This window comes from Draconibacterium mangrovi, assembly GCF_010586825.1.
Taxonomy (GTDB): Bacteria; Bacteroidota; Bacteroidia; order Bacteroidales; family Prolixibacteraceae; genus Draconibacterium; species Draconibacterium mangrovi.
This window is the reverse complement of sequence record NZ_JAAAGB010000014.1, coordinates 1-21986: the sequence shown is the minus strand read 5'-3', so window position 1 is coordinate 21986 and position 21986 is coordinate 1. Positions and strand designations below refer to the sequence as shown.

The window sequence follows — 21986 nt, the reverse complement described above, 5'->3', positions numbered from 1 at the left end:
CCTTTCGAATAACTAATATTACTCCCGTTTAATTCATTTTTCTCTAAATAATACTTTGCATAAATCCGACTAACATGCGCACCAGCTTTTTTATTCTGTTTCTACTGTCGTTCCATTTTGTTTTTTCACAAAACCAAATTAATAAATCAGCCACCCCAACTTGGGTTACTCCTATTTCGTTCGAGGATAAAGACGTAAATTCTGAAAATGGTGGATTTCAATACCTTCTGCTCGACTATCAGGACAATTTCCCGGAGGAGGCTTCCTATAAACATATTGCAATAAAACTGATTAATTCAAATGGAATTCAATCGAACTCTGACATTACGGTTGTGTTCGATCCCTCGTATCAAAAAATATATTTCCATTCGTTGCAAATCATCCGAAACGGAGAGGTTATTGATAAACTAAATCTCAACAACTTTCAAATCATTCAAAGAGAAACCAGTCTCGACAGATCGTTGTATGACGGTTCCTTAACTGCATTATTAAACCTTACTGATGTAAGAGAAAACGACATTGTTGAATATTCATACACAACAAAAGGATTCAACCCGATTTACAATGGAAAAGTTTCCGGTACTGTTTACTACCAATATGCAATTCCGGTTAATCACATTTATACACGTTTGCTAACAGATAAACATGATCATTTCGATTTTAAATTGTATAACGATGCAAGTAACCCGGAAATTAAAGAACATTCTGGTATTCGCGAATACGTATGGAATGTGAATGCGCTGGATTTTAAACTGTATGAGAATAATTCTCCGCCATGGATCGACATTCACAAAAAAGTATCGTTCACAACCATAAGAAACTGGGAAGAAGTTGTAAACTGGGCACTACCCTTATATACCTACCCTAAGGAATCAGTAAAAGAAATAGCACGTTCGATTCCGCAAAAGAAAGACACAAAAGATGCAATTACGTCATATATCCGGTTTGTTCAAAATAAAATCCGATACCTTGGATTCGAAGACGGAATCAATGCATTCAGGCCGCACACTCCTGAAAAGGTTTTTAACCAGAGATTTGGAGATTGTAAGGATAAATCGCTGCTCTTGGTTTCGCTGCTTCGAAATATCGGCGTTGAAGCTTATCCGTGCCTGATAAATTCTTATTTAAAGGATTCTGTATTAAGCGAGCTTCCTTCAATAAATGCATTTAACCACTGCATTGTAAATTTCAACTTCGAGGGCAAAACTTATTTTGTCGATCCTACTATCTCTGATCAGGAAGGAGATCTGGAGAATTTATCGGTGCCTGATTACACCTACGGGCTATTGATTAAACCAAACGAAACAAAACTGACAGCCATTGCACCTTCAACGAATCCGAGTATCAAAGTAAAAGAAATAATAACCTTAGATTCCATTAACGGGAACGCCACCTTTTGGGTAACAACAACCTATACCGGTTCCAAAGCCGATGCAACCAGAAGCTACTTTAATTCAAGCTCGAGAGAGTCAATAAAACAGGACTATACTGAATTCTATCGCCACCTGTATCCCCGAATTGAGACTGCAAACTTAGTCAACATTATTGAAGACGACAGTGCTCAAAATAAGGTTGTTGTGCGCGAAAGCTATACGATAAAAAAGATATGGGAAGAAGGCGCTTCGGGCAATACTATTTATTGCGACATTTACCCGATTGTACTCGAAACCTACATCGATTACGCAAACGCAGCTAACCGAAAACTTCCTTATTATCTGGGGGATCCGTTCACTTACGAACAAACTACCGAAATTAATATGCCTGAAACCTGGAATGGAGATAACATGGAAATTACTGTTGATGGCAACTACATGAAATACTCGAATACGACCAATTGTAATGGATCGAAAATTACTGTAACACACGATTATGCGTTGCTTCAGTCAACTGTTCCGGGCGATTCAATCGAAACCTTTTTAAACCATATTGAAGATATAAAAAGCGAACTTCATTATTACATTACATACGATCCTGATCGCGCCAAATTTAAAGTTAGCTGGATCTCGGTATTGCTTGTTTTACTTTCGGTTGGTTTAACCACTGCCTTGTCTGTATTTCTGTACAAACGTTACAATCCAAATCCGCAGGAAACAGATACGAACAAAGCAATTGGAGGGTGGATGGTTTTGCCTTTAATAGGCTTGTGCCTTACTCCTTTTGTTCTAATTTTTCAGATCTTTACAGAAGATTATTTTAACCACAATATCTGGGTCGGAGTATATAATGCAGAAACAGCCCTTCCCTCAGCATTTTTATATGTGCTCGGAGGAGAATTAATTTTCAATGTGTTTCAACTTACATTTTCAATTTTTCTTATTGTTCTGTTTCTTAAGAAAAGAACCAGCCTCCCCAATTTGATTTCATTTTTCTACATATTGCTTCTTGTGGGAGCTGTAGGTGATTTTCTTGCGCTAAAATTCCTACTTCCCGGTTTATATCCACAAACCGATCCGGGAGAAAATTTTAGACAGATTTCAAGAGCATTTATTGGAGTGGCAATATGGGTTCCGTATTTTCAAATTTCAGAACGCGTAAAAGAAACCTTTACTAAAACAAGCAAAAGCAAAACGCAGGAAATAAGCACTGTTCAAAATCAAACAATGTAAAGAACTTATCTTTGCACGAAAGTCTTTAAACTCCCAACTTTTCATCGTACATTTGCGTCCTATTAAAATACGTAAACAATGATTTTAAAGGAACAGGTAAAAGACCTTGTTGAGCGCCGGGATGCGCTGAGGAGGCATCTTTGACTACGATGCAAAGTTAATTGAACAGGAAGAAGAAGAATTAAAAACCCAGGATCCTGAATTCTGGAATAATCCCAAAGAAGCCGAAGCCCAAATGAAAAAGATCCGCACCATAAAAGTGTGGACCGACGGCTTTAAAAAAGTACACGAAGCCACCGAAGATTTCCTTGTGCTTTATGAGTTTTTCGAGATGGAAGAGGCCAGCGAAGAAGAAGTTGATAAGGCTTATACCGAAACGCTAACACTGATTGAAGAGCTGGAAACCCAAAATATGCTTCGTAACGAAGAAGACCGCCTGGGAGCCGTGTTACGCATAAATGCAGGTGCCGGCGGCACCGAAAGTAATGACTGGGCCGACATGCTGTTTCGGATGTACACCCGCTGGATTGAAAAGCAAGGCTACAAAATGAAAATAGCCGACATGCAGGGCGGCGACGAGGTGGGTATAAAAAGCTGCACCATCGAAATTGAAGGTGAATTTGCCTACGGATATCTTAAAAGTGAAAACGGCGTGCACCGCCTGGTACGCTTGTCGCCATTTAATGCACAAAATAAACGAATGACTTCGTTCACTTCGGTTTATGTGGCACCATTGGTTGACGACACCATCGAAATAGAGATTAATCCGGCAGATATTTCCTGGGATACATTCCGAAGTGGAGGCGCCGGCGGGCAGAACGTAAACAAAGTGGAAACCGGTGTTCGGCTGCGACATGCGCCAACCGGAATTACCATCGAAAATACCGAAAGCCGCTCGCAGCTGGGCAACAAAGAAAATGCGCTGAGGCTTTTAAAATCGCAGCTTTACGAAATGGAATTACGTAAACGCACCGAAAAAACAGCAGAAATCGAATCGGCGAAAAAGAAAATTGAATGGGGCTCACAAATCCGTTCGTATGTGCTGCAACCTTACAAAATGGTAAAAGATTTACGTACCAGTTTCGAGTCGGGGAATGTTAATGCGGTACTCGATGGTGAACTCGACGGATTTATCAAAGCTTATCTTATGGAATTTGGCGGGCAATAATACACCGAAAACCCGCTTTATTCTTGCTTTTTTCGCCGGCTTTTCACATCTTGTAAAAGTCAATATATTTTGTCAGTTCCACTCAAAATCAGCGTCAGATGTATTCAAATGAAAAGTTCATAAATCGGGAAATTAGTTGGTTATCGTTTAACGAGCGCGTTCTTCAGGAAGCTGAAGATCCGGAAACACCTCTTTTTGAAAAAATTCGTTTTATTGGAATTTTCTCGAATAACCTTGATGAATTTTTCAGAGTTAGGGTGGCTACCGTTCGCCGAATGGTAGATATTGGAAAAGACGAAGAGAATTTGCTGGGCGAAATGACCCCAAAAGAATTGCACAATAAAATTTATGCAACGGTTAATCAACAGCAGGAAAAGGTACAGGAGATATTTAAAAATATTATTACAGAACTGAAAGCCAGTGGCATTTTTATTATCGACGAAACAGAACTCACCGAAAGCCAGGGAGAACTGGTAAGGAAATATTTTTACGACAAGGTACTTCCAAACCTGGTACCGATTATGTTGAGTAAGAACAAATTTCCCTACCTGCGCGATCGTTCGGTATACCTGGCCATTAAATTGTGGAATGAGGAAACACCCGACGACAAAGCTTACTCATTAATTCGAATTCCCGGTCGCTCTGTACCACGATTCCTGGTTATTCCCGGCGATGAGGGAAAACAATTTGTAATCATACTCGATGATATCATTCGCTATTGCATGGCCGATATCTTCTTTTATTTTGACTACAACCGTTACGAAACATATACCATAAAAATTACCCGCGATGCTGAGCTCGATCTCGACGACGACATCTCAAAAAGTTTTATCGAGAAAATGAGCACCAGCCTGAAAAAACGGAAAAAGGGAAAACCGGTTCGTTTACTTTACGACAGGGAAATGCCCGATGACCTGCTCGATTTTTTACTAAAAAAAATGAAGTTGGCAAAAGATGATGCAGTTCCGGGTGGTCGCTACCACAATCATAAGGATTTTATGAATTTCCCTGAAATCGGTAAAAAAGAACATTACTATACCAACCTGCCTCCTTCGCGACACAAAGACCTGCCTCCTTTTACCAGTATCCTGAAAATGATGCGGCAAAAGGATATTTTGTTGCATTTTCCATACCATACATTTAATCATGTCCTCGATTTTCTGCGCGAAGCAGCAATCGATCCTCAGGTGAAAGAAATTGGACTTACAATTTACCGTGTTGCCGCTGACTCGAAAGTTGTGAATGCGCTTTTAAATGCCGTAAGAAACGGGAAAAAGGTTACCGTTGTTGTGGAACTTCAGGCACGTTTCGATGAAGAGGCGAATATTTTCTGGTCTAACAAATTACAGGAAGAAGGCGCCAACGTAATAAACGGGGTTCCCGGAATGAAAGTACACAGCAAGTTGGTGTGGGTTCAGCGAAAAGAAGATGGAAAAATGCGTAACTATGCATACATTGGCACGGGAAACTTCCATGAAGGAACTGCAAGGGTTTATACTGATAAAGGCTTGCTTACTGCCGATCCGCGATTGGCCGACGAAGTGGAAAAAGTATTTATGTTTTTTAAACAAAACTACCTGCATTTCGATTATGAACACCTTGTTGTAAGCCCGTTCTCGATGCGTAAACACTTTATAAAAAACATCGACCGTGAAATAAAGCTGGCCAAACAGGGAAAACCCGCATGGATGATCCTGAAAATGAATAGCCTGATTGATCCGGGAATGATGATGAAGCTGTACGAAGCTTCCCAGGCAGGTGTTAAAATACAGCTGATCATACGTGGTATTTTCGGAATGCAGATTGGATTAGAAGGTTACAGCGAAAACATAAGCGCCATTAGTATTGTGGATAAATACCTTGAGCACACAAGACTGTTTTTGTTTGGTGCCGGTGGCGAAGAAAAAATGTATATCTCGTCAGCCGACTGGATGTCGCGCAACCTGAACCGAAGAATTGAGGTTGCCTGCCCTATTTACAACGAGTCGATTAAAGCGGAATTAAAAGAACAACTGCTCATTCAGTTAAAGGATAATTCGAAAGCCCGCATACTCGATCCTAAGCTATTAAATATGTATGCCGACGGAAGTCCCGATAAAAAATACCGTGCGCAGGAGGACTTCTACAATTACATTAAATCGATATCAAATACAGAAACAGAAAATAATTAAATACAGAATAAAACATGAAGATATATCACAATCCGCGCTGCTCGAAAAGCAGAAAAGGGCTGCAGTACCTTGAAGACAAAGGTTGTAATTTTGAAGTTGTAACTTACCTGACTGACGGTTTAAGCGAAAAAGAACTTTCGGAATTAATTGCCAAAACGGGCAAAAAACCATTCGATTTTGTGCGCCAGCACGAACAAGACTACAAAGATCAATACAAAGGAAAAATACTGAGCGACGAAGAATGGATAAAAGTACTGGTTGAAAATCCGAAACTTCTGCACCGCCCTATCGTAGTGAACAGCGATAAAGCTGTTCTGGGAAATCCTCCTGAAAATATTGACGAGATTCTATAAAACATTCATAATTTCCGGGAATCACCAACAGTGATGAGAGTCATTAAAATTTTCATCGAACTCTACCTCATTCCCTCTCTTTAAAAAGAGAGGGACGATTGTGTCGAAGGCACAATCAGGGTGAGTCTATAAATTTTGAAGCAGAGTTTGCTACTAATTTTTATTGGACTTTCAGAAAAAAACAAAGCCGGTAAAATTTTACCGGCTTTGTTTTTTATATCTCAATGAAATACTACAATCCCAACTTTTCTTTTACTAATCCGGGAATATCCCGTGGCTCTTTTGCCACCGGCACATCTGCAGCTTTAAAAGCTTTAATCTTTTCTTCCGCAGTTCCCGATCCGCTTGAAATAATAGCACCGGCGTGTCCCATTCGTTTTCCGGGAGGCGCCGATTGCCCGGCAATAAATGCAACTACCGGCTTGGTCATTTTCTCCTTAATAAAACGGGCTGCCTGCTCTTCGGCATCGCCACCAATTTCACCAATTAAAACAACGGCTTCGGTAGCCGGATCGTTTTCGTACATCTCCAGCAAATCGATGAAATACAAACCCGAAACAGCGTCGCCACCAATTCCTACGCAAGTGGTTTGTCCAAGTCCGCTCTCAGTCAACATATTTACCACTTCGTAGGTTAACGTCCCCGACCGCGAGATTAAACCAACATTTCCTTTTTTGAATATCATTGCCGGTAAAATTCCGATCAAACACTCGTCAGGTGTTATTAATCCCGGACAGTTGGCACCAATCAGTTTTGTACCGTGTTTCTTCAAAACCGGAGTTACTTTAATCATGTCCTGAACCGGAACATGTTCGGTAATACAAACCACCAGGTCAATACCTGCATAACTGGCCTCCATAATGGCATCGGCAGCAAACGCCGCCGGCACAAATATTACCGATGCATTGGCACCAGTTGCTTTAACGGCATCTTCAACACTGTTAAAAACCGGTACGCCTTCAACTTCCTGTCCGGCTTTTCCGGGCGAGGTTCCACCAACTATATTGGTTCCGTAGGCTTTCATTTTCGAGGTATGAAATGCTCCGTCGCGACCGGTAATTCCCTGTACGATTACTTTTGTATCTTTATTTATAAGTATGCTCATTACTTTTTTCTTTAAACTTTTGCCTTACTTTTTACTTAACTCTATTGCTGTTTGAGCCGCTTCGCGCATGGTTTCAACAACCGGCAATCCTGTTTGCTTAATAATCTCCAGACCTTCTTTGGCGTTAGTTCCCGACAAACGAATTACAATAGGCACATCCGTTTTTATCTGATCGAGTGCGATTACCAAACCGCGGGCTACATCGTCGCAACGGGTAATACCACCAAAAATGTTGATCATAACCGATTTCACATTCTGGTCGCTCAGCAAAATATTCATGGCATCCACCACTTTTTGTGGATTCGATGAACCACCAATATCAAGGAAGTTGGCAGGTTCGCCGCCATATAATTTAATCATATCCATGGTAGCCATTGCCAATCCGGCACCGTTTACCATACATCCAATATTTCCATCGAGTTTAATGTACGAAAGACCTTTTGCGTTGGCCTCAATCTCTTTCAGCTCATCTTTATCGGCCTCACGCATGCTCAAAATTTCTTTCTGGCGATACAAGGCGTTGTCATCAAAATTCATTTTACCGTCGATAGCCAAAACCTGTTTGTCCGGTGTAAGAACCAGAGGGTTGATCTCAGCCAGCGATGAATCGGTCTCAACATAAAGCTGGTAAAGTTTTACCAGAATATTGGCACACTGTCTGATTTCTTTCGGATCGGCAAACAGTTGAATGGCAATTTTACGTGCCTGCCAGGGCATTAATCCCATCGACGGATCGATAGGCATTTTAATGATTTTCTCCGGCGAAACTTTTGCCACTTCTTCAATTTCAACGCCACCTTCGGCACTGGCCATCAGCGTTACCGACTTGGTGTTCCGGTCGTTGATCAAACCAACATAAAATTCCTTTTCAATGTCCACCGCATCGGCAACCAATACTTTTTCAACTGTAATGCCTTTAATGTCCATTCCAAGAATTTGTTCGGCTTTTTCAACGGCCTCGGCTTTTGTATTCGCCAATTTTACACCGCCGGCCTTTCCGCGTCCTCCAACATGTACCTGCGCTTTTATTACACGCAGCTTGTCTTTGTCCGATACATTTTGTTTTACCTCATCAACCGTATGGCAAACAACACCTTCCGGCACAGGAATCCCGTACTTCCTGAATAAATTTCGGGCTTGATATTCATGAATTTTCATATATATTAATTGTTTGTCGTCGAAAGCCAACTATAACCGGACCAGAAGCAAAAACATGGTTTAAACACTAGTTCATTAACTAATTGACTTTCAGTTTTTAAAAATTAATGTTAAATGTAACGATTATTTAACCGTTAAACCCTTCATTTTGTTTTGAAATTTTATGACTTACAACACATTTTTTCTGTAACTAAAATCACTTGATTGTAAAATTCTGCTAAATCAGAATTGCTGTACAGAGCCACTTCTTTTTTTTCAGTAGATTTGCAGCACTTAAAACAGATTACAATGAAGGAAGCGATCAGACAAGTTATTGAACACGAAGCAAAAGCCATTCAGGCTATTCCGGTAGAAGATGGAATGCTTGATGCTATTGAATTGATATACCGCCAGGTACACCAAAAGAATGGAAAACTGGTTACCAGCGGAATGGGAAAAGCCGGGCAAATTGCAGCCAATATTGCAACCACATTTAGCTCAACCGGAACACCAGCGGTTTTTCTTCACCCCAGCGAATCGCAACATGGCGACCTGGGAGTGCTGCAACAAAACGATGTTTTACTGGTGATTTCAAACTCGGGAAAAACCCGCGAAATTATTGAGCTGATTGAACTGGCAGAAAATTTATATGCCGGGCTTCCGTTGATCGTTATTTCGAGTAACCCGGAAGGTGTGCTGGCAAAAGCTGCCGATGCTTTTATTTATACCGGAAACCCACAGGAAGTTTGCCCACTGGGACTTTCTCCAACAACATCCACCACCGTAATGACCGTAATTGGCGATGCATTGGTGGTATCGATGATGAACAAAATTGGTTTTTCAAACGAAGATTATGCCAAACGCCACCACGGAGGATATTTGGGAAGCAAATCGCGTTTACAGGCCGAGAGTGAAAGAAGGATTGAATTAGATTGAAAAGATTTATAACCTAAGATTGAAGATGAGAATTACAAAAGAAAATACGGTTGGACTGGTTATCGATATTCAGGAGCGGCTGATTGCTGCAATGAACGAGAAAGAAACACTTTTAAAAAATTGCGAAACACTAACACTGGGCTTGAAAGAGCTGGAAATGCCGATGTTGGTATCGCAGCAATACACAAAAGGCCTGGGTGAAACTGTACCCGAGATTCAGGCTGCTTTTGATGAATTCAGCTACTTTGAAAAGAAAGACTTTAGCTGTTACGATGTTCCTGAAATTTCTGAAAAATTAAAAGAACTGAACGCGAAAAACATCATCATTTGCGGAATTGAATCGCACGTGTGTGTACTGCAGACTGCTGTTGATTTGAAAGCCGCCGGTTTAAACCCGATCGTAGTTATGGATTGTGTTTCATCGCGCACCGCGGCTAATCTTGAGTTGGCAAAAGAGCGTTTCCGTTTCGAAGGAATTATGATGAGCTCATACGAATCGATCTTGTTTGAATTAACCACTTCAGCCGGCGATCCTTCATTCCGTGCCATTTCAAAACTCGTAAAATAAAAATCACCATAGTCATCGCCTGCGTCAACTCGGGCGATGACCATTAACAAAACAATATGCTCGAAATTTGCGCCATCGCATCAGGAAGTAACGGAAACTGCTATTACATTGGCAACGAAAATTCGGCGATTTTAGTCGACGCCGGAATTTCGACCAAGCAGATTCTGAAACGTATGGATGAACGTGGGTTGGATGCAAACAAGTTACGGGCACTTTTTATTACACACGAACACAGCGACCACATGCGCGGTGCACGGGTTATGGGGAAACGGCTTCAGATTCCGGTGTATATGACTGCCAAAACCTACGATGGTTCGTATAAAAATCTTCGGCCCGATTTCCCGCGGTTTTTTACCTGCAACGAAACCATCATTGTCGACGATTTTACGGTGCACCCGGTGCAAAAATTCCACGATGCTGCTGACCCCTGTTCATTCAGAATTAGCTACAAGGACATTAATATTGGCGTTTTTACCGACATTGGCGAGGCGTGCGACAATGTAAAAGAGCATGTAGCAAAATGTAATGCTTTGTTTCTGGAATCGAACTACGACGAGAAAATGCTATGGGAAGGCCGCTATCCGCAGTTTCTGAAAGAAAGAGTTGCCTCAAAAGTCGGGCACCTCTCCAACGACCAGGCTTTTGAACTGCTGGATAAACACACCAACGGCGAATTGAGATGCGTTTTTCTGAGCCACATATCGAAAGACAATAACACCCACAAAAAAGCTTTGGCAACGATGCAACCACTCACCGATCGGTTCGAAATAACTATTGCATCGCGTTTTGAGGCCTCGGAAGTTTACCAGCTTACTTCCACCGCCGGCTATAAAAAACAAATCCCGAACAATCCCCAAAATTTAAAACTACAGTTTCCTGAGTTTTAACCGGCCCTTAAAGCCGGCTTGAGTCTTATTCGGGATTCGTTGCTATCCGGAATTTCTTCCGCTATTCACCATTCAATAAATTATCGCTTAAAGCTTGTAGCGTTTCCTTTTTATTTTGAGTTGGTATCAGAATAGAAATATTGTGATTACTACCACCGTACGATATCATACGAATAGGAATACCATCAAGTGCCTTAAATACCTTCGGCGCAAAACCTTGTTCTTCCTGGATGATATCGCCAACAATACAAACGATAGTCATGTCCTGATCGAGCACAACCGTACCATAATTATCCAGTTCCTCTTTTATTGATTCAAGGTTCCGGGTATCATCAATTGTTAAAGAAACAGCCACCTCCGAAGTTGATATCATGTCGATAGGCGTGCGGAAATCGGCAAATACTTTAAAGATCTTCGAAAGGAAACCATAGGCATTTAACATCCTTCCCGAGCGAATCTTTATTGCGGTAATTCCGTCTTTTGCAGCAACAGCTTTAATTCCACGTCCATTCGATTCTGCGGTAATAAGTGTGCCGTTATCAGTAGGATTCATTGTATTTTTCAGGCGAACCGGAATGTTCTGAACACGCGCCGGCAAAACCGTTTGCGGATGCAGAATTTTTGCTCCGAAAAAGGCCAGCTCAGCCGCTTCGTTAAACGACAACTGATCGATTTTTTTGGTATTCTCTACAAAACGAGGATCGTTGTTATGAAAACCGTCGATATCCGTCCAAATCTGAATTTCATCGGCATCAACAGCAGCACCAACCAACGATGCAGTGTAATCACTACCTCCGCGTTGCAGGTTGTTAATTTCACCGGCGGCATCGCGGCAAATAAATCCCTGAGTAATATAATACTTCGCTTCGCCAACCTCTTTCATTACCGGCTTAATATGCTCGCGAATGTAATTCAGGTCGGCAGCTTTATCCTCATCAATTTTCATAAAATCAAGAGCCGGCAACAACTTTGTATCATGGCCGTTTTCATTCATCAGCAAGGTTACCAGGTTAGTTGAGATAATCTCGCCCTGCGCCAGAATTGTATTTTCGCCAACTTCGCTAAAAGTGCCTGATGTGAATGATTTTATGGTTTGAAAAACGTCATTAATGATCTTTAATCCCTTCTTCTTGTTTTCTTCGGAAGTAAAAAGTTCAGCAACTACCTTTTTATAATTCTCCTCCAGCTTACCAATAAAAATACGTGCGGTATCCTTATTCTTCTTCTTAAGATAATTTGAAATTTCTACCAAAGAATTGGTTGTTCCTGACATAGCTGATAACACCACTATCTTTTGCTCTCCATCGGTTACCAAATCCATAACAGCCCTCATATTCTCAGGCGAGCCAACCGATGTTCCTCCGAATTTTAAAACTTTCATTTTTTTCCTTTTCAAAAATTTAGTGGTGCAAATATGAATAATTTTTAAATCATTAGAAAAGCTTTCTTCTTGATATGCATATTTATTCAGTCTTTTTGCATATTTATTAACGTTTTACTATGATAAGTATCACATTCAGGCTTAAAAACCATTCTGACGCAAGCGGTACATTTGGCAAAAAACTAAATCAGTAATAAAATGAGACGTATCTTTCTATTAACCGTTATTTACCTTTTTTCCTTATCCGCGATTTATGCACAAGAAGAATCGCCCTATTTTCTCATCAGCAAATCGGAGGAATCAGTAGCTGAAGGAATTGCCAAAATTAAATCAGCGTTAACTGAATCGGGCTTCAAAGTAATTGGCGATTATCACCCTGCTCAATCCGAGAATTTAGCCGTTGTTTGTTATACTCACCCCAAGCTCGAAGAAATTGCGCTGAACTTCAGCGACCGCGGCGCATTGGCATCGGCACTAAAAATTGGATTGAAAAAAGAAGGAGAAACGCTCAACATTAGCATAGTAAATCCGATGTATTCATTTTACGCCTACTTTGTTGATGGCGTTGATAAAAAGGAAAATGAATTGCGTTCGATATCGAACCAGGCAATTGAAGCCATGCAAAAAATTGGCACACTAAAAGAACCTTTTGGCGGTACATTGGAAAAAAATAAGTTGCAAAAATACCACTACAAGGTAATGATGCCCTATTTTACTGATGCCGAAGAGCTGAAAACATTCGATTCGTTTGACGAAGGTTTAAAAACCATTCAGCAAAACCTGGAAGCCGGCACTGGCGAAACAGAAAAAGTATACGAGCTGGTTTATACCGACAAGAACGTGGCCATTTGGGGTGTTGCATTAAAAAATGCAGAAGATGGAGAAGCCCATTTTTTACCAATAATTGGCGACGATCATGTGGCAGCAATGCCATACGAAATCATTCTTCAGGGAAATACGGCAAGCATACTCCCGGGAAAATACCGGATTGCATTGCATTGGCCAGAGCTTACCATGGGTACTTTTATGAAAATTATGAGTACCCCGGGCGATATTAAAACAACAATGGAAAAACTTACGGAATAAAAAATGAGGCTGTTTGTGTACAACCATGAACAGCCTTTTCTACAATAATTTTTCGATAAAAAATTCAACCACATCTTTACCCGAAGGATCTGCAATTCCGATGGCCGGAGCATAAACAATTGCCTCCGCCCCTACTTCTTCAGCACGGTCTTTTAGCGCTTTAGCATGCAACGGATGATGATGTAATTCATCTTCGTTGGTTGGGATGCCTGCTTCGTAATGATTGAACACAAAAAACGGCACTGCATCTTTCGTCATCTTGGCAAGAAAATCGAGTTCTGATCGAATTTCATTTTGTACAAACAAGTCGATTCCCTCAGCCGATTTCAAGCCAAAAACACGGGCGATGGTCAACAAGTCTTCAGAATTTTGATACGGTGGAATACCAATCAACTCGGGCCAGCGTAAAATGTCGTAAGTAGATTGCGTTGAGAAAGCTGCAGCGCACGAAATAGTTGTTGATTCCCGCAACACCGGATCGTCATTTTCTGCGTCAGCCATATCATCCGAAAAAGCCAGCCACAACGTAGTTCCGGCTCCGGCCGAACCGCCACTGCAGGCAATGCGGTTTTTATCGATATTATATTTTTCGGCGTTGCCCCGAATATATTGCAGGCAACGTTTTGAGTCATTCATACTACCGAGGATTCCGTACGGCGGCTCGCTCATAAAACGGTAATTAATGCTGGCAATGGAAATACCGGCATCAAGCAAACGCACCCAATCTTCCGAGTCGTAATAGCGGCTTTTGTCGCCACCAATAAAACCACCACCGTGTATGTACATAACAAGAGGAGTCGGTTTGTCAGAATCGGCCAACCAAATGTCAAAAGTATTTCGTTCATGATCGCCGTAACGTTCGTTGGCAAAAGTTGCAGGCACGCCGGCAGCATTTATTGCTTGTGGCAGATCTATATTTTCAATCATTTTTTGTTTTAGTTTTATTGGTAAGTTCCCGCAAATAGTACGAATGGCAGCAATCGCTTAGTACATTCGCAGCGGTTGCCCAATTCGCAATACGGAGTTTTCCGAAATATTGTTCAGGCGGCACAACTCATTGATCGAGGTTTTAAACTTTCGCGAGATCACCCAAAGCGAATCACCCGAGCGCACCTTGTAATATTCGGGCACAGCAACATTTGTTGAGTAACCTTTTGGTTTTAGCTTTTTGTGCAGCGCCATTAAACTCTCCGTATCCAAGGCATCATCGCGTATCTTTTCTTCTTTAAAATCAAAAACAAGTTCGGGATCAAAAGGCTTTTCGTTTTCGCGCATTTCGAAATGTAAATGTGCCCCCCGCGCACGCCCTGTACTTCCGGCTAAACCTATTGGTTCTCCCTTTTCCACCTTATCGCCTTTTCGTTTCAGAAACTTTGAAAGATGAGCATAGTATGTTTGAATATTATTCCTATGCTGAACAACAACCAGGTTTCCAAAACCATACCCCCAGTTCGAACGGGCAATAACTCCGCTTTGTGTTGCCACCACGGTATCGCCTTTAAACATTTTTATATCGGTGCCATAGTGCATGCGCCCCGATCGCGGCCCAAAACGACTGATAATATATCCATCATTCCCGGGAACAATAAACTGCTCCAGGTAACCTTTTTGTGCCGATACGGGAAAGCTGTCTAACGAAGCCCGAAAACCCTCTACATTTATGGTTTTCTCCACATCAGGCACTTTCAACATATTAACTGGTTTACTTTGCCCGAGAGCAACAGACACTGCAAAAAGCAGCAAACACAAAATTCCCATTCGTCTACTAATCATGCTACAAAAAAAGTCAAAAGATTCTGGAATTGAAAACGACAAACCAGGAAGATTATTCTCCGGTGAAACAATTTAACCTGCCTAATATTTTAAATTTTCCAGAAAACCCGTCTTCTGACAGAGAATTAGCACTGTTGATAAATCATTTTTAATGGCATAGATTTCCTTCTTGTGCTCATTTCATGTTAACAAATATGCTGAAGAGCCGGAAAAAAAACACCTTCGAAAAATCATGCTTATCTTTGCAGTACTTACTAAAGCAGAACTGATCGCCTGTATTATATTTTCAACAAAAAAATAAAATAAAGATGATTTATTTGGCAGACACCGCAGACATTCAGGCATTAAAAGATCTATACGATTTTTTCCCGTTAACAGGGGTAACCACAAATCCTACCATTTTAAAACAATCAGGGTTAAAACTTTCAGAAGCCATTCAAAACATCATTGATATTGTTGGCAAAGGAAGTATTCACGTTCAGGTGATGAGCAACAAGGCCGAAGAAATGGTTAAAGAGGCAAAAACCTACAAAAGTTATTTTAACCTGGGTGATAATTTTTACGCTAAAATTCCGGTATCGATAGAAGGTTACAAAGCCATGCGCATACTAAAAGATGCAGGTATAAATGTAACGGCAACGGCTATTTTTACGCAACAACAGGCATTGGTGGCATCGCGTGCCGGAGCCGATTTTGTAGCGCCTTATGTTAGCCGCTTAGACAATATTTCGTCGCACGGAATTGAGGTAGTTGGCGACATTGTTAAAAACACCAAAGAATTTAGTCTGGACACCAAAGTGCTGGCGGCCAGTTTTAAAACGGTCGACCAGATTCACCGGGTGAGTATGGTCGGAGCGCAGTCGGCAACAATAAGCCCCGAGTTGCTTTTTCAACTGATAAAGCACCCGATGACCGACATTAGCATTGCGCAGTTTGAAAAAGACGGCGAAGGATTATATAATATCTTTTAACCGAAAGTGGATTAACGGTTTAGTCCTGAAAGCAATTCATCCTTATTTCCCATAATAATGTGTGGATTGCTTTTGGGATCGAGCCATTTTAGCACCCTTAGCATATTCTCTTCGCTTATTGCCACACATCCTGCCGTTGACTCGTTACCGGTTTTATTCAAATGAAAAAAGATGGCACTTCCTTTGCCTTTTTCTACCGGATTTGTGTTGTATTCAATTACCATACAATATTTGTAGGTATCGTTTTTTAGCAGCAGGTTTTCATAGGATTGTGCATCGGTTTCGCCCCGCACATACCGATTGTAATTTTCCGACTCCGGGTCGTCGATCCATTTATCCTCCGCAGTAGTTTTCTGATACGGCATTTTTGTGTCGGCACTATCCAGGTAAGTAAACAATTGCCCGAGTGCAAAAATACCTGTTGGTGATTTTCCATCGCCTTCAACTTTTTTGGTAATCGGAGCAAAACCATTTTCGCCAATACCCGCCGCCATCACTTCAAAAACCGGTTGCCAGCCCTGCTTTGCTTTTTCGTATGCCAGTAAATTTGCATGATAATCATCGGGAGCTGAATTAAAAACCACCAAAACCTGACGCACATCCGGCCGATCCTGCCATTGTATATTTTCAAGAATTTTTTGTCCCGCTTTTTCCGGTTTCTCCGGAGCTGTTTTACAAGCTGCCATTGCAATTAGAAACACGAATAAAATTGCTATTTTGTTAAACTTCCGAATCATACAGAGGCAAAGTAAACATAAATTTGCTTCCTTTTCCAACTTCGCTTTCAACACTAATTTTTCCGCCATGTCTCTCAACAAATTCTTTACATAGCACCAGCCCCAGTCCGGTGCCTTTCTCGCCGTTTGTTCCGCGGGTAACTTCGGTACTTTCAATGCTGAATATACTTTTCTGTTTTTCTTGTGCTATTCCTATTCCGTTGTCCTTGATTTTTACTTCGCACCACCCATTCTGTTTTGATACGGAAACAGCTATTTCGCCATCGCTATGCGTAAACTTTACTGAATTGGCAATCAGGTTACGCATAAGAGTTGAGAACATATTCACATCGGCACTGGCCACAAGTTCTTCTTTTGCATACACTTCAATCAGTATATTCTTTTTCAACGCTGCCTCATCATGAAAACGTAGTAATTCCCTGATTTTTTCGGTAACATTTATGGGTTCGGGATGAAACGAAATGGCATTTCGTTGCAACCTCGCCCAGGTTAACAAATTACCCAACAAGTCGTTAGCCTGTATCGACGATTTGTAGATGTTTGAAATATGGCGCTCCTGATCGGCTTCATCCATGTTCTTGAAACTCATCAGCAGACTTTCGGAAAAGCCAATGATGATGTTAAAATGATTACGAAGATCGTGCCCGATTATGGAGAAGAACTTGTCTTTTGTACGGTTTAACTCGTTCAATTCTTTGTTTTTGGCCGTAATTACTTCGTTCTGCTCTTTAATCTGAATTGTACGTTCCAACACCTTTTTCTCCAACTTTACTTTCTCCAGTTTCAGACGTCGTTCACGCAGTTTAATAAATGTCCAAATACCCAAAACAATCAATATAAAATGAGCCAGGTAAGCCGTTTTACTTCGCCACCACGGAGGTAGTACCACAATTTGCAAGTTCACTCCTTCCTCATTCCACACACCATCGTTATTTGATCCTTTAACCGAAAAAGTATACTCTCCGGCCGGCAAAGCAAAAAATGGAACAAACTTCCGGTTTTCAATCTCATTCCAGTCGTTTGAAATGCCTTCCATTTTGTAAGCGTAACTGTTTTTGTTCGCGTTGGTAAACTCAAGAGCGGCAAATTCAATGGTAAACGATTGGACGTCGTGTTTTAATACTACCTTCGATTCAGTTGCAATATTAACTTCGTGCTGCTGATTATTGCTGGTGGCAGAAAAAGCAGTAAGCACAATATTGGGTACATAAGGATTGCCTTTCAACGAATCGGGGTAAAACGTGTTAAAACCATTCATCCCTCCAAACAGCAGTTCGCCATCGTCGGCACAAAAAGCGGCACGCAGGTTAAATTCGGAGCTTTGCAAACCATCTTCGGGTGTGAAAACCTGAATTTTATTTTTATTCAAATCGTATCTGCACAAACCTTTGCCGGTGGCAAACCACAAATCCTGATTCTTGTCTTCAACTATCTCGTATATGTAATTACTGGGCAAGCCATCTTTCTCATCCAGGTAGCTAAACTGCTTTGTGTTTTTATCAAAAATATTAAGCGCCGCATTGGTCCCTATCCAAATCCTTCGGCGGCAGTCTTCGCACAAGGAAATTACAAAATCGCTACTCAGTTCTCCTTCCGCTTTGTTGTAATGAATCAGTTTATCTGTTGCCGCATTATACACATCCACCCCACCGATTGTGGCCATCCAAATCATTCCGTCAGAATCTTCCAGCAAGGTATAAACCAGGTTCGAACTAATTTTCCTCGATGCCTCTGCCTGCTGATCAAACCGTACAACTTCTGCTGATTTTCTGTCGACAAGATAAACTCCTACAGAGGTACCAACCCAATTACGATCGTTTTTATCCTGAATGATGTGATAAATACGTGTGTTTTCCAACGCCGGCCAATCGGGGCGATTAAAAAATAACCGCCAATCTTCAAACAACCTTTTCTGTTGATTCCAAATAAAAATACCATCACGTGTTCCTAACCAAATATTGCGCTCATGATCTTTAAAAACCACATGTACAAAATCGTTGGGGAGGTAATGCTTGCCTGTCTCCTGCGATGAAAAATGTTCTACTTCATTACTTTCCGGATCAACAATATTTAGCCCCTGCCCCCAGCTACCGATCCACAATTTCCCATCATCGTTTTTTAGCATTCCGGCAATCACATTTCCCAGCAAATCGATTGATGCCGGCGAATTGCTGCGTCGGTAAAGCCGGAACTTATTCATTTTTAAATCGGTTTTGCTGATACCTGCCAGCGTGCCCACCCACAGGTTTTCCGATTTATCGATTAATAAACTCTGAACAATATTATGCGCCAGTCCGCTGTTTTCCGAAGTCAGATTTTCAATGGAATACCGCCCGGATTCATCTGTAAGAATAAAAATTCCGTTGCCTTCGGTTCCCACAACCAGTTGCCCCGATTGGGTTTCCACGATGCTCCGAATGCAGTTGCTAAACGAAAAATCCCCACCCGATGTAAGTGCAAAAACCTGCTCTTCAAATACTTTTTTTTCACGATTAAAAAGAAACAATCCTTCTGTTGTTCCGGCCCATATCCGGGAATTCGAATCCAGAAATAACCCGGTAACATTTGCCTGCTCCAAAGTATCGCCATTGCTGTACAAAAAAGGATGGCACGAAAATTCTTCTTCCTGAATTGAAAAGACCGCAATACCTTCTGTGCATCCTGTCCAGAGTGTGCCATCGCGATCTTCCAACACCGGAAGTTGTACATCTTTTATGGCAGGATCGAAAGGAATCTTGCTTTGAAAGTGTTTAAAATGTTTCGCTTCCGTGTCAGAAACAGAAAGCACCGGTGGCGTGTGAACAAGTATTTGCCCGTTGCTTAAAAGCAGGTTATTATAACTGTGAGTGCTCACCTCGGGATCGTAGCCCGTTTGATAATTTATTCGTTCAAAGCTATCTTTTTCGCGCAGGTATTTATTTAGTCCTCCTTTAGTTCCAACCCACAAATTTCCCTGCCGGTCTTCCGAAATGGCGTAAATCCAGTTATTGGAAATGGAAAGAGAATCGTTTGGCAGATATCGATAAACCCTGAAATTTTCGCCATCAAAACGGTTCAGTCCGTTTTGCGTACCCACCCAAATAAATCCCAGAGAATCCTGAAACAAACAGTTTACAACACTTTGCGACAGCCCCTCGTTGATTGAATAATTGGAAAAAGTAAGTTCGCGGGGGAAAGCAAATGACAGCAGCGCAAGTTCAAAGATCAGAAGACAGCACAATCGTTTCATGGTAAAACATATATAAGTTAACCAGCGCAATGCGAAGTTCGTGATAAGTTGGGTTATTTCAAAATTTGTCTTTCCAACCGACAATTCATTACAAAATTGGCGTTAACGTCATGAATAAAACAATCATGATTCCCGGGAATCACCAACAGGAATGAAAGCAACTGATATGAAATTTAACTCTCCCTCATTCCCTCTCTTTTAGAAAAGAGAGGGACGATTGTGTCGCAGACATAATCAGGGTGAGTTTATATATCTTGAAAATACTTTACTGGAATTACCCGGAGGACTTTCAGAAAAAGGAAAGAGGCTGACTTCACGAAGTCAGCCTCTTTAAAGAATCCCACTAAGGACGAATCCTCAGCCCAAAGTCTGGGCGACTTTGGTATTATACATGATAAAAAATAAGGGTCAGAATCATTCTTTGTAGATAATTCTACCTATTTGGAGTTTTCCATCCAAATCTAAACGATAGAGATACATTCCGGTAACACCATGCTCCGGTTCGTATTCTATCCGATTCATAACTCCAGCCTCAACCGGACGATCAAGTATTCTGGCTACTTTCTGACCGGTTATATTGTAGATATCAAGTACACCATAAGCGTCTCTGCCCGAAACAAACTCAAACGTTACTTTTTCTGTAAATGGATTCGGGTAAACTTTCAACTCGCTTTCCTGCAAAACAGGTTCTGTTATTTGAGCTTCCTTAATTGTTATAACCGTTGGAAGTGGTGGTCCGCAATAAACACCATGAACAACTATATAACCACCTGAGAATGGAATATTATCACCCTCAACGTATGGCCATTGCCCCGGAGCGTTTTTTTCCGGGAACGTAGTTGTTCCTACCCAAATATGATTTGCATCAAGTGAGTAATTCGCATACATTTCAAGGAAATCGACTGTAATATAACCGCCACTGTATGTAACAACAGCAGTATCTACTACATGACTATCCCATTCAGATCCCGGATGGCATACAGGTGTAGCTGCATACATTGGAATTCTGTATTCTCCTTCTTCGGTTATATGTATCGACCAACCCCAGTTACTCCAAGAACCGCCATCTCCGCATTCACTCAAGAATGATGAACTGGCACCTGCAAGATAACCATAAGCGGTTTCGCATACATCGCAAGGTGGAATATAGAAGTCGCAAGTTGCCTGATCGGATGTACAATGATCTTCAGCTGTAAATGTGAATGAAACGTAGTATCCGGTTTCAGAGCTTCCAAAGTTCCTCCAATCCAGAGCATCTAGTTCTGCCTGATTCGTAGTAACCGGTTCGCAGCCTCCAGTATATCCAAAGCCGTCTTTCCAATTCTGGAATGCAATATCATATTCTGCCTCTGACAGACAGTCTCCCAAAACAGGACCTGGTTCACAATATGCATCAACAGGATTGGTATATGGAGCCACTGTAAATGAACAAGGTGTTTCAATCTTGTTACAGTGGTCTTCTGCTATCGCAGTTACATTCACTACCTGCTCACTGGTAACACATTCTAATGGCATTACCAAACTTGCAAGTGGTGGATCAAATACAACTACGCCGTCTGAACAGGTGCCACCTTCGGTCATGGCCATCAAACCTGCCATCCAGTCGTTCCATGCAGAAGTAATTTCTGACTGTGGACTACAACCATCAAGCATCGGATCGCCCGGACAATCATCAAGGGTCAAATCATCAGGATAAGCGTAAACTGTAAATGAACAAGGTGTTTCAATCTTGTTACAGTGGTCTTCTGCTATTGCAGTTACATTCACTACCTGGTCGCTGGTAACACATTCTAATGGCATTACCAAACTTGCTAGTGGTGGATCAAATACAACTACGCCATCTGAACAGGTACCGCCTTCGGTCATAGCCATCAAACC

General features: G+C 41.4%; 17 protein-coding genes. 9 read left to right on the top strand and 8 right to left on the bottom strand.

The window, feature by feature from the left end:
• Window positions 1–74 precede the first annotated feature (74 nt).
• The 4 genes from G4420_RS21455 to arsC all read left to right on the top strand — a co-directional run bounded on the left by G4420_RS21455 (window position 75) and on the right by arsC (window position 6298).
• Entirely contained in the window at window positions 75–2606 is a 2532-nt protein-coding gene (locus G4420_RS21455) for a DUF3857 domain-containing protein (RefSeq protein ID WP_163326004.1), read from the top strand.
• Window positions 2607–2684: 78 nt separating this feature from the next.
• Window positions 2685–3774, top strand: a protein-coding gene (prfB, locus tag G4420_RS21450; RefSeq protein ID WP_163326003.1) for a peptide chain release factor 2 whose coding sequence is annotated in 2 segments (ribosomal slippage) — window positions 2685–2747 and window positions 2749–3774 — 1089 coding nt in all. Because the reading frame shifts where the segments join, the coding sequence is not laid out codon by codon here.
• A 98-nt stretch (window positions 3775–3872) separates the two neighbouring features.
• Window positions 3873–5945: a polyphosphate kinase 1 gene (gene ppk1, locus G4420_RS21445; protein WP_163326002.1), complete on the top strand. Its 2073-nt coding sequence runs from the start codon at window positions 3873–3875 to the stop codon at window positions 5943–5945.
• 14 nt (window positions 5946–5959) lie between these two features.
• Window positions 5960–6298: an arsenate reductase (glutaredoxin) gene (gene arsC / locus G4420_RS21440; RefSeq protein ID WP_163326001.1), complete on the top strand. Its 339-nt coding sequence runs from the start codon at window positions 5960–5962 to the stop codon at window positions 6296–6298.
• Between the two features lie 232 nt (window positions 6299–6530).
• Here arsC and sucD read toward each other — a convergent pair whose 3' ends face one another.
• Together sucD and sucC are read right to left on the bottom strand one after the other, a co-directional pair.
• On the bottom strand, window positions 6531–7403 hold the full coding sequence (sucD, locus tag G4420_RS21435) for a succinate--CoA ligase subunit alpha (RefSeq protein WP_163326000.1): 873 nt from the start codon (window positions 7401–7403) through the stop codon (window positions 6531–6533).
• A gap of 24 nt (window positions 7404–7427) precedes the next feature.
• On the bottom strand, window positions 7428–8561 hold the full coding sequence (gene sucC / locus G4420_RS21430; RefSeq protein WP_163325999.1) for an ADP-forming succinate--CoA ligase subunit beta: 1134 nt from the start codon (window positions 8559–8561) through the stop codon (window positions 7428–7430).
• A gap of 288 nt (window positions 8562–8849) precedes the next feature.
• Here sucC and G4420_RS21425 point away from each other — a divergent pair, with 288 nt between their 5' ends.
• From G4420_RS21425 to G4420_RS21415, 3 genes are read left to right on the top strand one after another with little or no spacing between them, the layout of a single operon-like run.
• Window positions 8850–9476, top strand: coding sequence for a KpsF/GutQ family sugar-phosphate isomerase (locus G4420_RS21425; RefSeq protein ID WP_163325998.1), 627 nt, complete (start codon window positions 8850–8852; stop codon window positions 9474–9476).
• A 25-nt stretch (window positions 9477–9501) separates the two neighbouring features.
• Window positions 9502–10044: an isochorismatase family protein gene (locus tag G4420_RS21420; protein ID WP_163325997.1), complete on the top strand. Its 543-nt coding sequence runs from the start codon at window positions 9502–9504 to the stop codon at window positions 10042–10044.
• Window positions 10045–10100: 56 nt separating this feature from the next.
• Window positions 10101–10931: an MBL fold metallo-hydrolase gene (locus G4420_RS21415; protein WP_163325996.1), complete on the top strand. Its 831-nt coding sequence runs from the start codon at window positions 10101–10103 to the stop codon at window positions 10929–10931.
• A gap of 61 nt (window positions 10932–10992) precedes the next feature.
• On the opposite strand, the gene G4420_RS21410 is transcribed toward G4420_RS21415, so the two are convergent.
• Entirely contained in the window at window positions 10993–12312 is a 1320-nt protein-coding gene (locus G4420_RS21410) for an aspartate kinase (protein WP_163325995.1), read from the bottom strand.
• A gap of 198 nt (window positions 12313–12510) precedes the next feature.
• Between G4420_RS21410 and G4420_RS21405 the strand changes: the two genes are divergently transcribed.
• Window positions 12511–13398, top strand: a complete 888-nt coding sequence (locus tag G4420_RS21405) for a hypothetical protein (protein ID WP_163325994.1) — start codon at window positions 12511–12513, stop codon at window positions 13396–13398.
• 39 nt (window positions 13399–13437) lie between these two features.
• On the opposite strand, the gene G4420_RS21400 is transcribed toward G4420_RS21405, so the two are convergent.
• Both G4420_RS21400 and G4420_RS21395 read right to left on the bottom strand, forming a co-directional pair.
• Window positions 13438–14325: an alpha/beta hydrolase gene (locus G4420_RS21400; RefSeq protein WP_163325993.1), complete on the bottom strand. Its 888-nt coding sequence runs from the start codon at window positions 14323–14325 to the stop codon at window positions 13438–13440.
• Between the two features lie 57 nt (window positions 14326–14382).
• The gene (locus G4420_RS21395; RefSeq protein WP_163325992.1) at window positions 14383–15171 is read right to left on the bottom strand and encodes a M23 family metallopeptidase; all 789 of its coding nucleotides are present in this window, start codon (window positions 15169–15171) and stop codon (window positions 14383–14385) included.
• 308 nt (window positions 15172–15479) lie between these two features.
• Between G4420_RS21395 and G4420_RS21390 the strand changes: the two genes are divergently transcribed.
• A complete protein-coding gene (locus G4420_RS21390; protein ID WP_163325991.1) occupies window positions 15480–16142 on the top strand; it encodes a transaldolase family protein in 663 nt (220 codons plus the stop codon).
• Window positions 16143–16153: 11 nt separating this feature from the next.
• Here G4420_RS21390 and G4420_RS21385 read toward each other — a convergent pair whose 3' ends face one another.
• From G4420_RS21385 to G4420_RS21375, 3 genes are all read right to left on the bottom strand, one after another.
• Window positions 16154–16828, bottom strand: coding sequence for a L,D-transpeptidase family protein (locus G4420_RS21385; protein WP_163325990.1), 675 nt, complete (start codon window positions 16826–16828; stop codon window positions 16154–16156).
• A gap of 34 nt (window positions 16829–16862) precedes the next feature.
• On the bottom strand, window positions 16863–20108 hold the full coding sequence (locus G4420_RS21380) for a ligand-binding sensor domain-containing protein (RefSeq protein WP_163325989.1): 3246 nt from the start codon (window positions 20106–20108) through the stop codon (window positions 16863–16865).
• Between the two features lie 414 nt (window positions 20109–20522).
• A partial coding sequence (locus G4420_RS21375; protein WP_163325988.1) for a T9SS type A sorting domain-containing protein occupies window positions 20523–21986 on the bottom strand: 1464 nt, incomplete at its 5' end.

Coding starts and splice junctions, on each gene's coding strand:
- G4420_RS21455 (WP_163326004.1), top strand. CDS start 75: ATGCGCACCAGCTTTTTTATTCTGTTTCTACTGTCGTTCCATTTTGTT.
- ppk1 (WP_163326002.1), top strand. CDS start 3,873: ATGTATTCAAATGAAAAGTTCATAAATCGGGAAATTAGTTGGTTATCG.
- arsC (WP_163326001.1), top strand. CDS start 5,960: ATGAAGATATATCACAATCCGCGCTGCTCGAAAAGCAGAAAAGGGCTG.
- sucD (WP_163326000.1), bottom strand. CDS start 7,403: ATGAGCATACTTATAAATAAAGATACAAAAGTAATCGTACAGGGAATT.
- sucC (WP_163325999.1), bottom strand. CDS start 8,561: ATGAAAATTCATGAATATCAAGCCCGAAATTTATTCAGGAAGTACGGG.
- G4420_RS21425 (WP_163325998.1), top strand. CDS start 8,850: ATGAAGGAAGCGATCAGACAAGTTATTGAACACGAAGCAAAAGCCATT.
- G4420_RS21420 (WP_163325997.1), top strand. CDS start 9,502: ATGAGAATTACAAAAGAAAATACGGTTGGACTGGTTATCGATATTCAG.
- G4420_RS21415 (WP_163325996.1), top strand. CDS start 10,101: ATGCTCGAAATTTGCGCCATCGCATCAGGAAGTAACGGAAACTGCTAT.
- G4420_RS21410 (WP_163325995.1), bottom strand. CDS start 12,312: ATGAAAGTTTTAAAATTCGGAGGAACATCGGTTGGCTCGCCTGAGAAT.
- G4420_RS21405 (WP_163325994.1), top strand. CDS start 12,511: ATGAGACGTATCTTTCTATTAACCGTTATTTACCTTTTTTCCTTATCC.
- G4420_RS21400 (WP_163325993.1), bottom strand. CDS start 14,325: ATGATTGAAAATATAGATCTGCCACAAGCAATAAATGCTGCCGGCGTG.
- G4420_RS21395 (WP_163325992.1), bottom strand. CDS start 15,171: ATGATTAGTAGACGAATGGGAATTTTGTGTTTGCTGCTTTTTGCAGTG.
- G4420_RS21390 (WP_163325991.1), top strand. CDS start 15,480: ATGATTTATTTGGCAGACACCGCAGACATTCAGGCATTAAAAGATCTA.
- G4420_RS21385 (WP_163325990.1), bottom strand. CDS start 16,828: ATGGCAGCTTGTAAAACAGCTCCGGAGAAACCGGAAAAAGCGGGACAA.
- G4420_RS21380 (WP_163325989.1), bottom strand. CDS start 20,108: ATGAAACGATTGTGCTGTCTTCTGATCTTTGAACTTGCGCTGCTGTCA.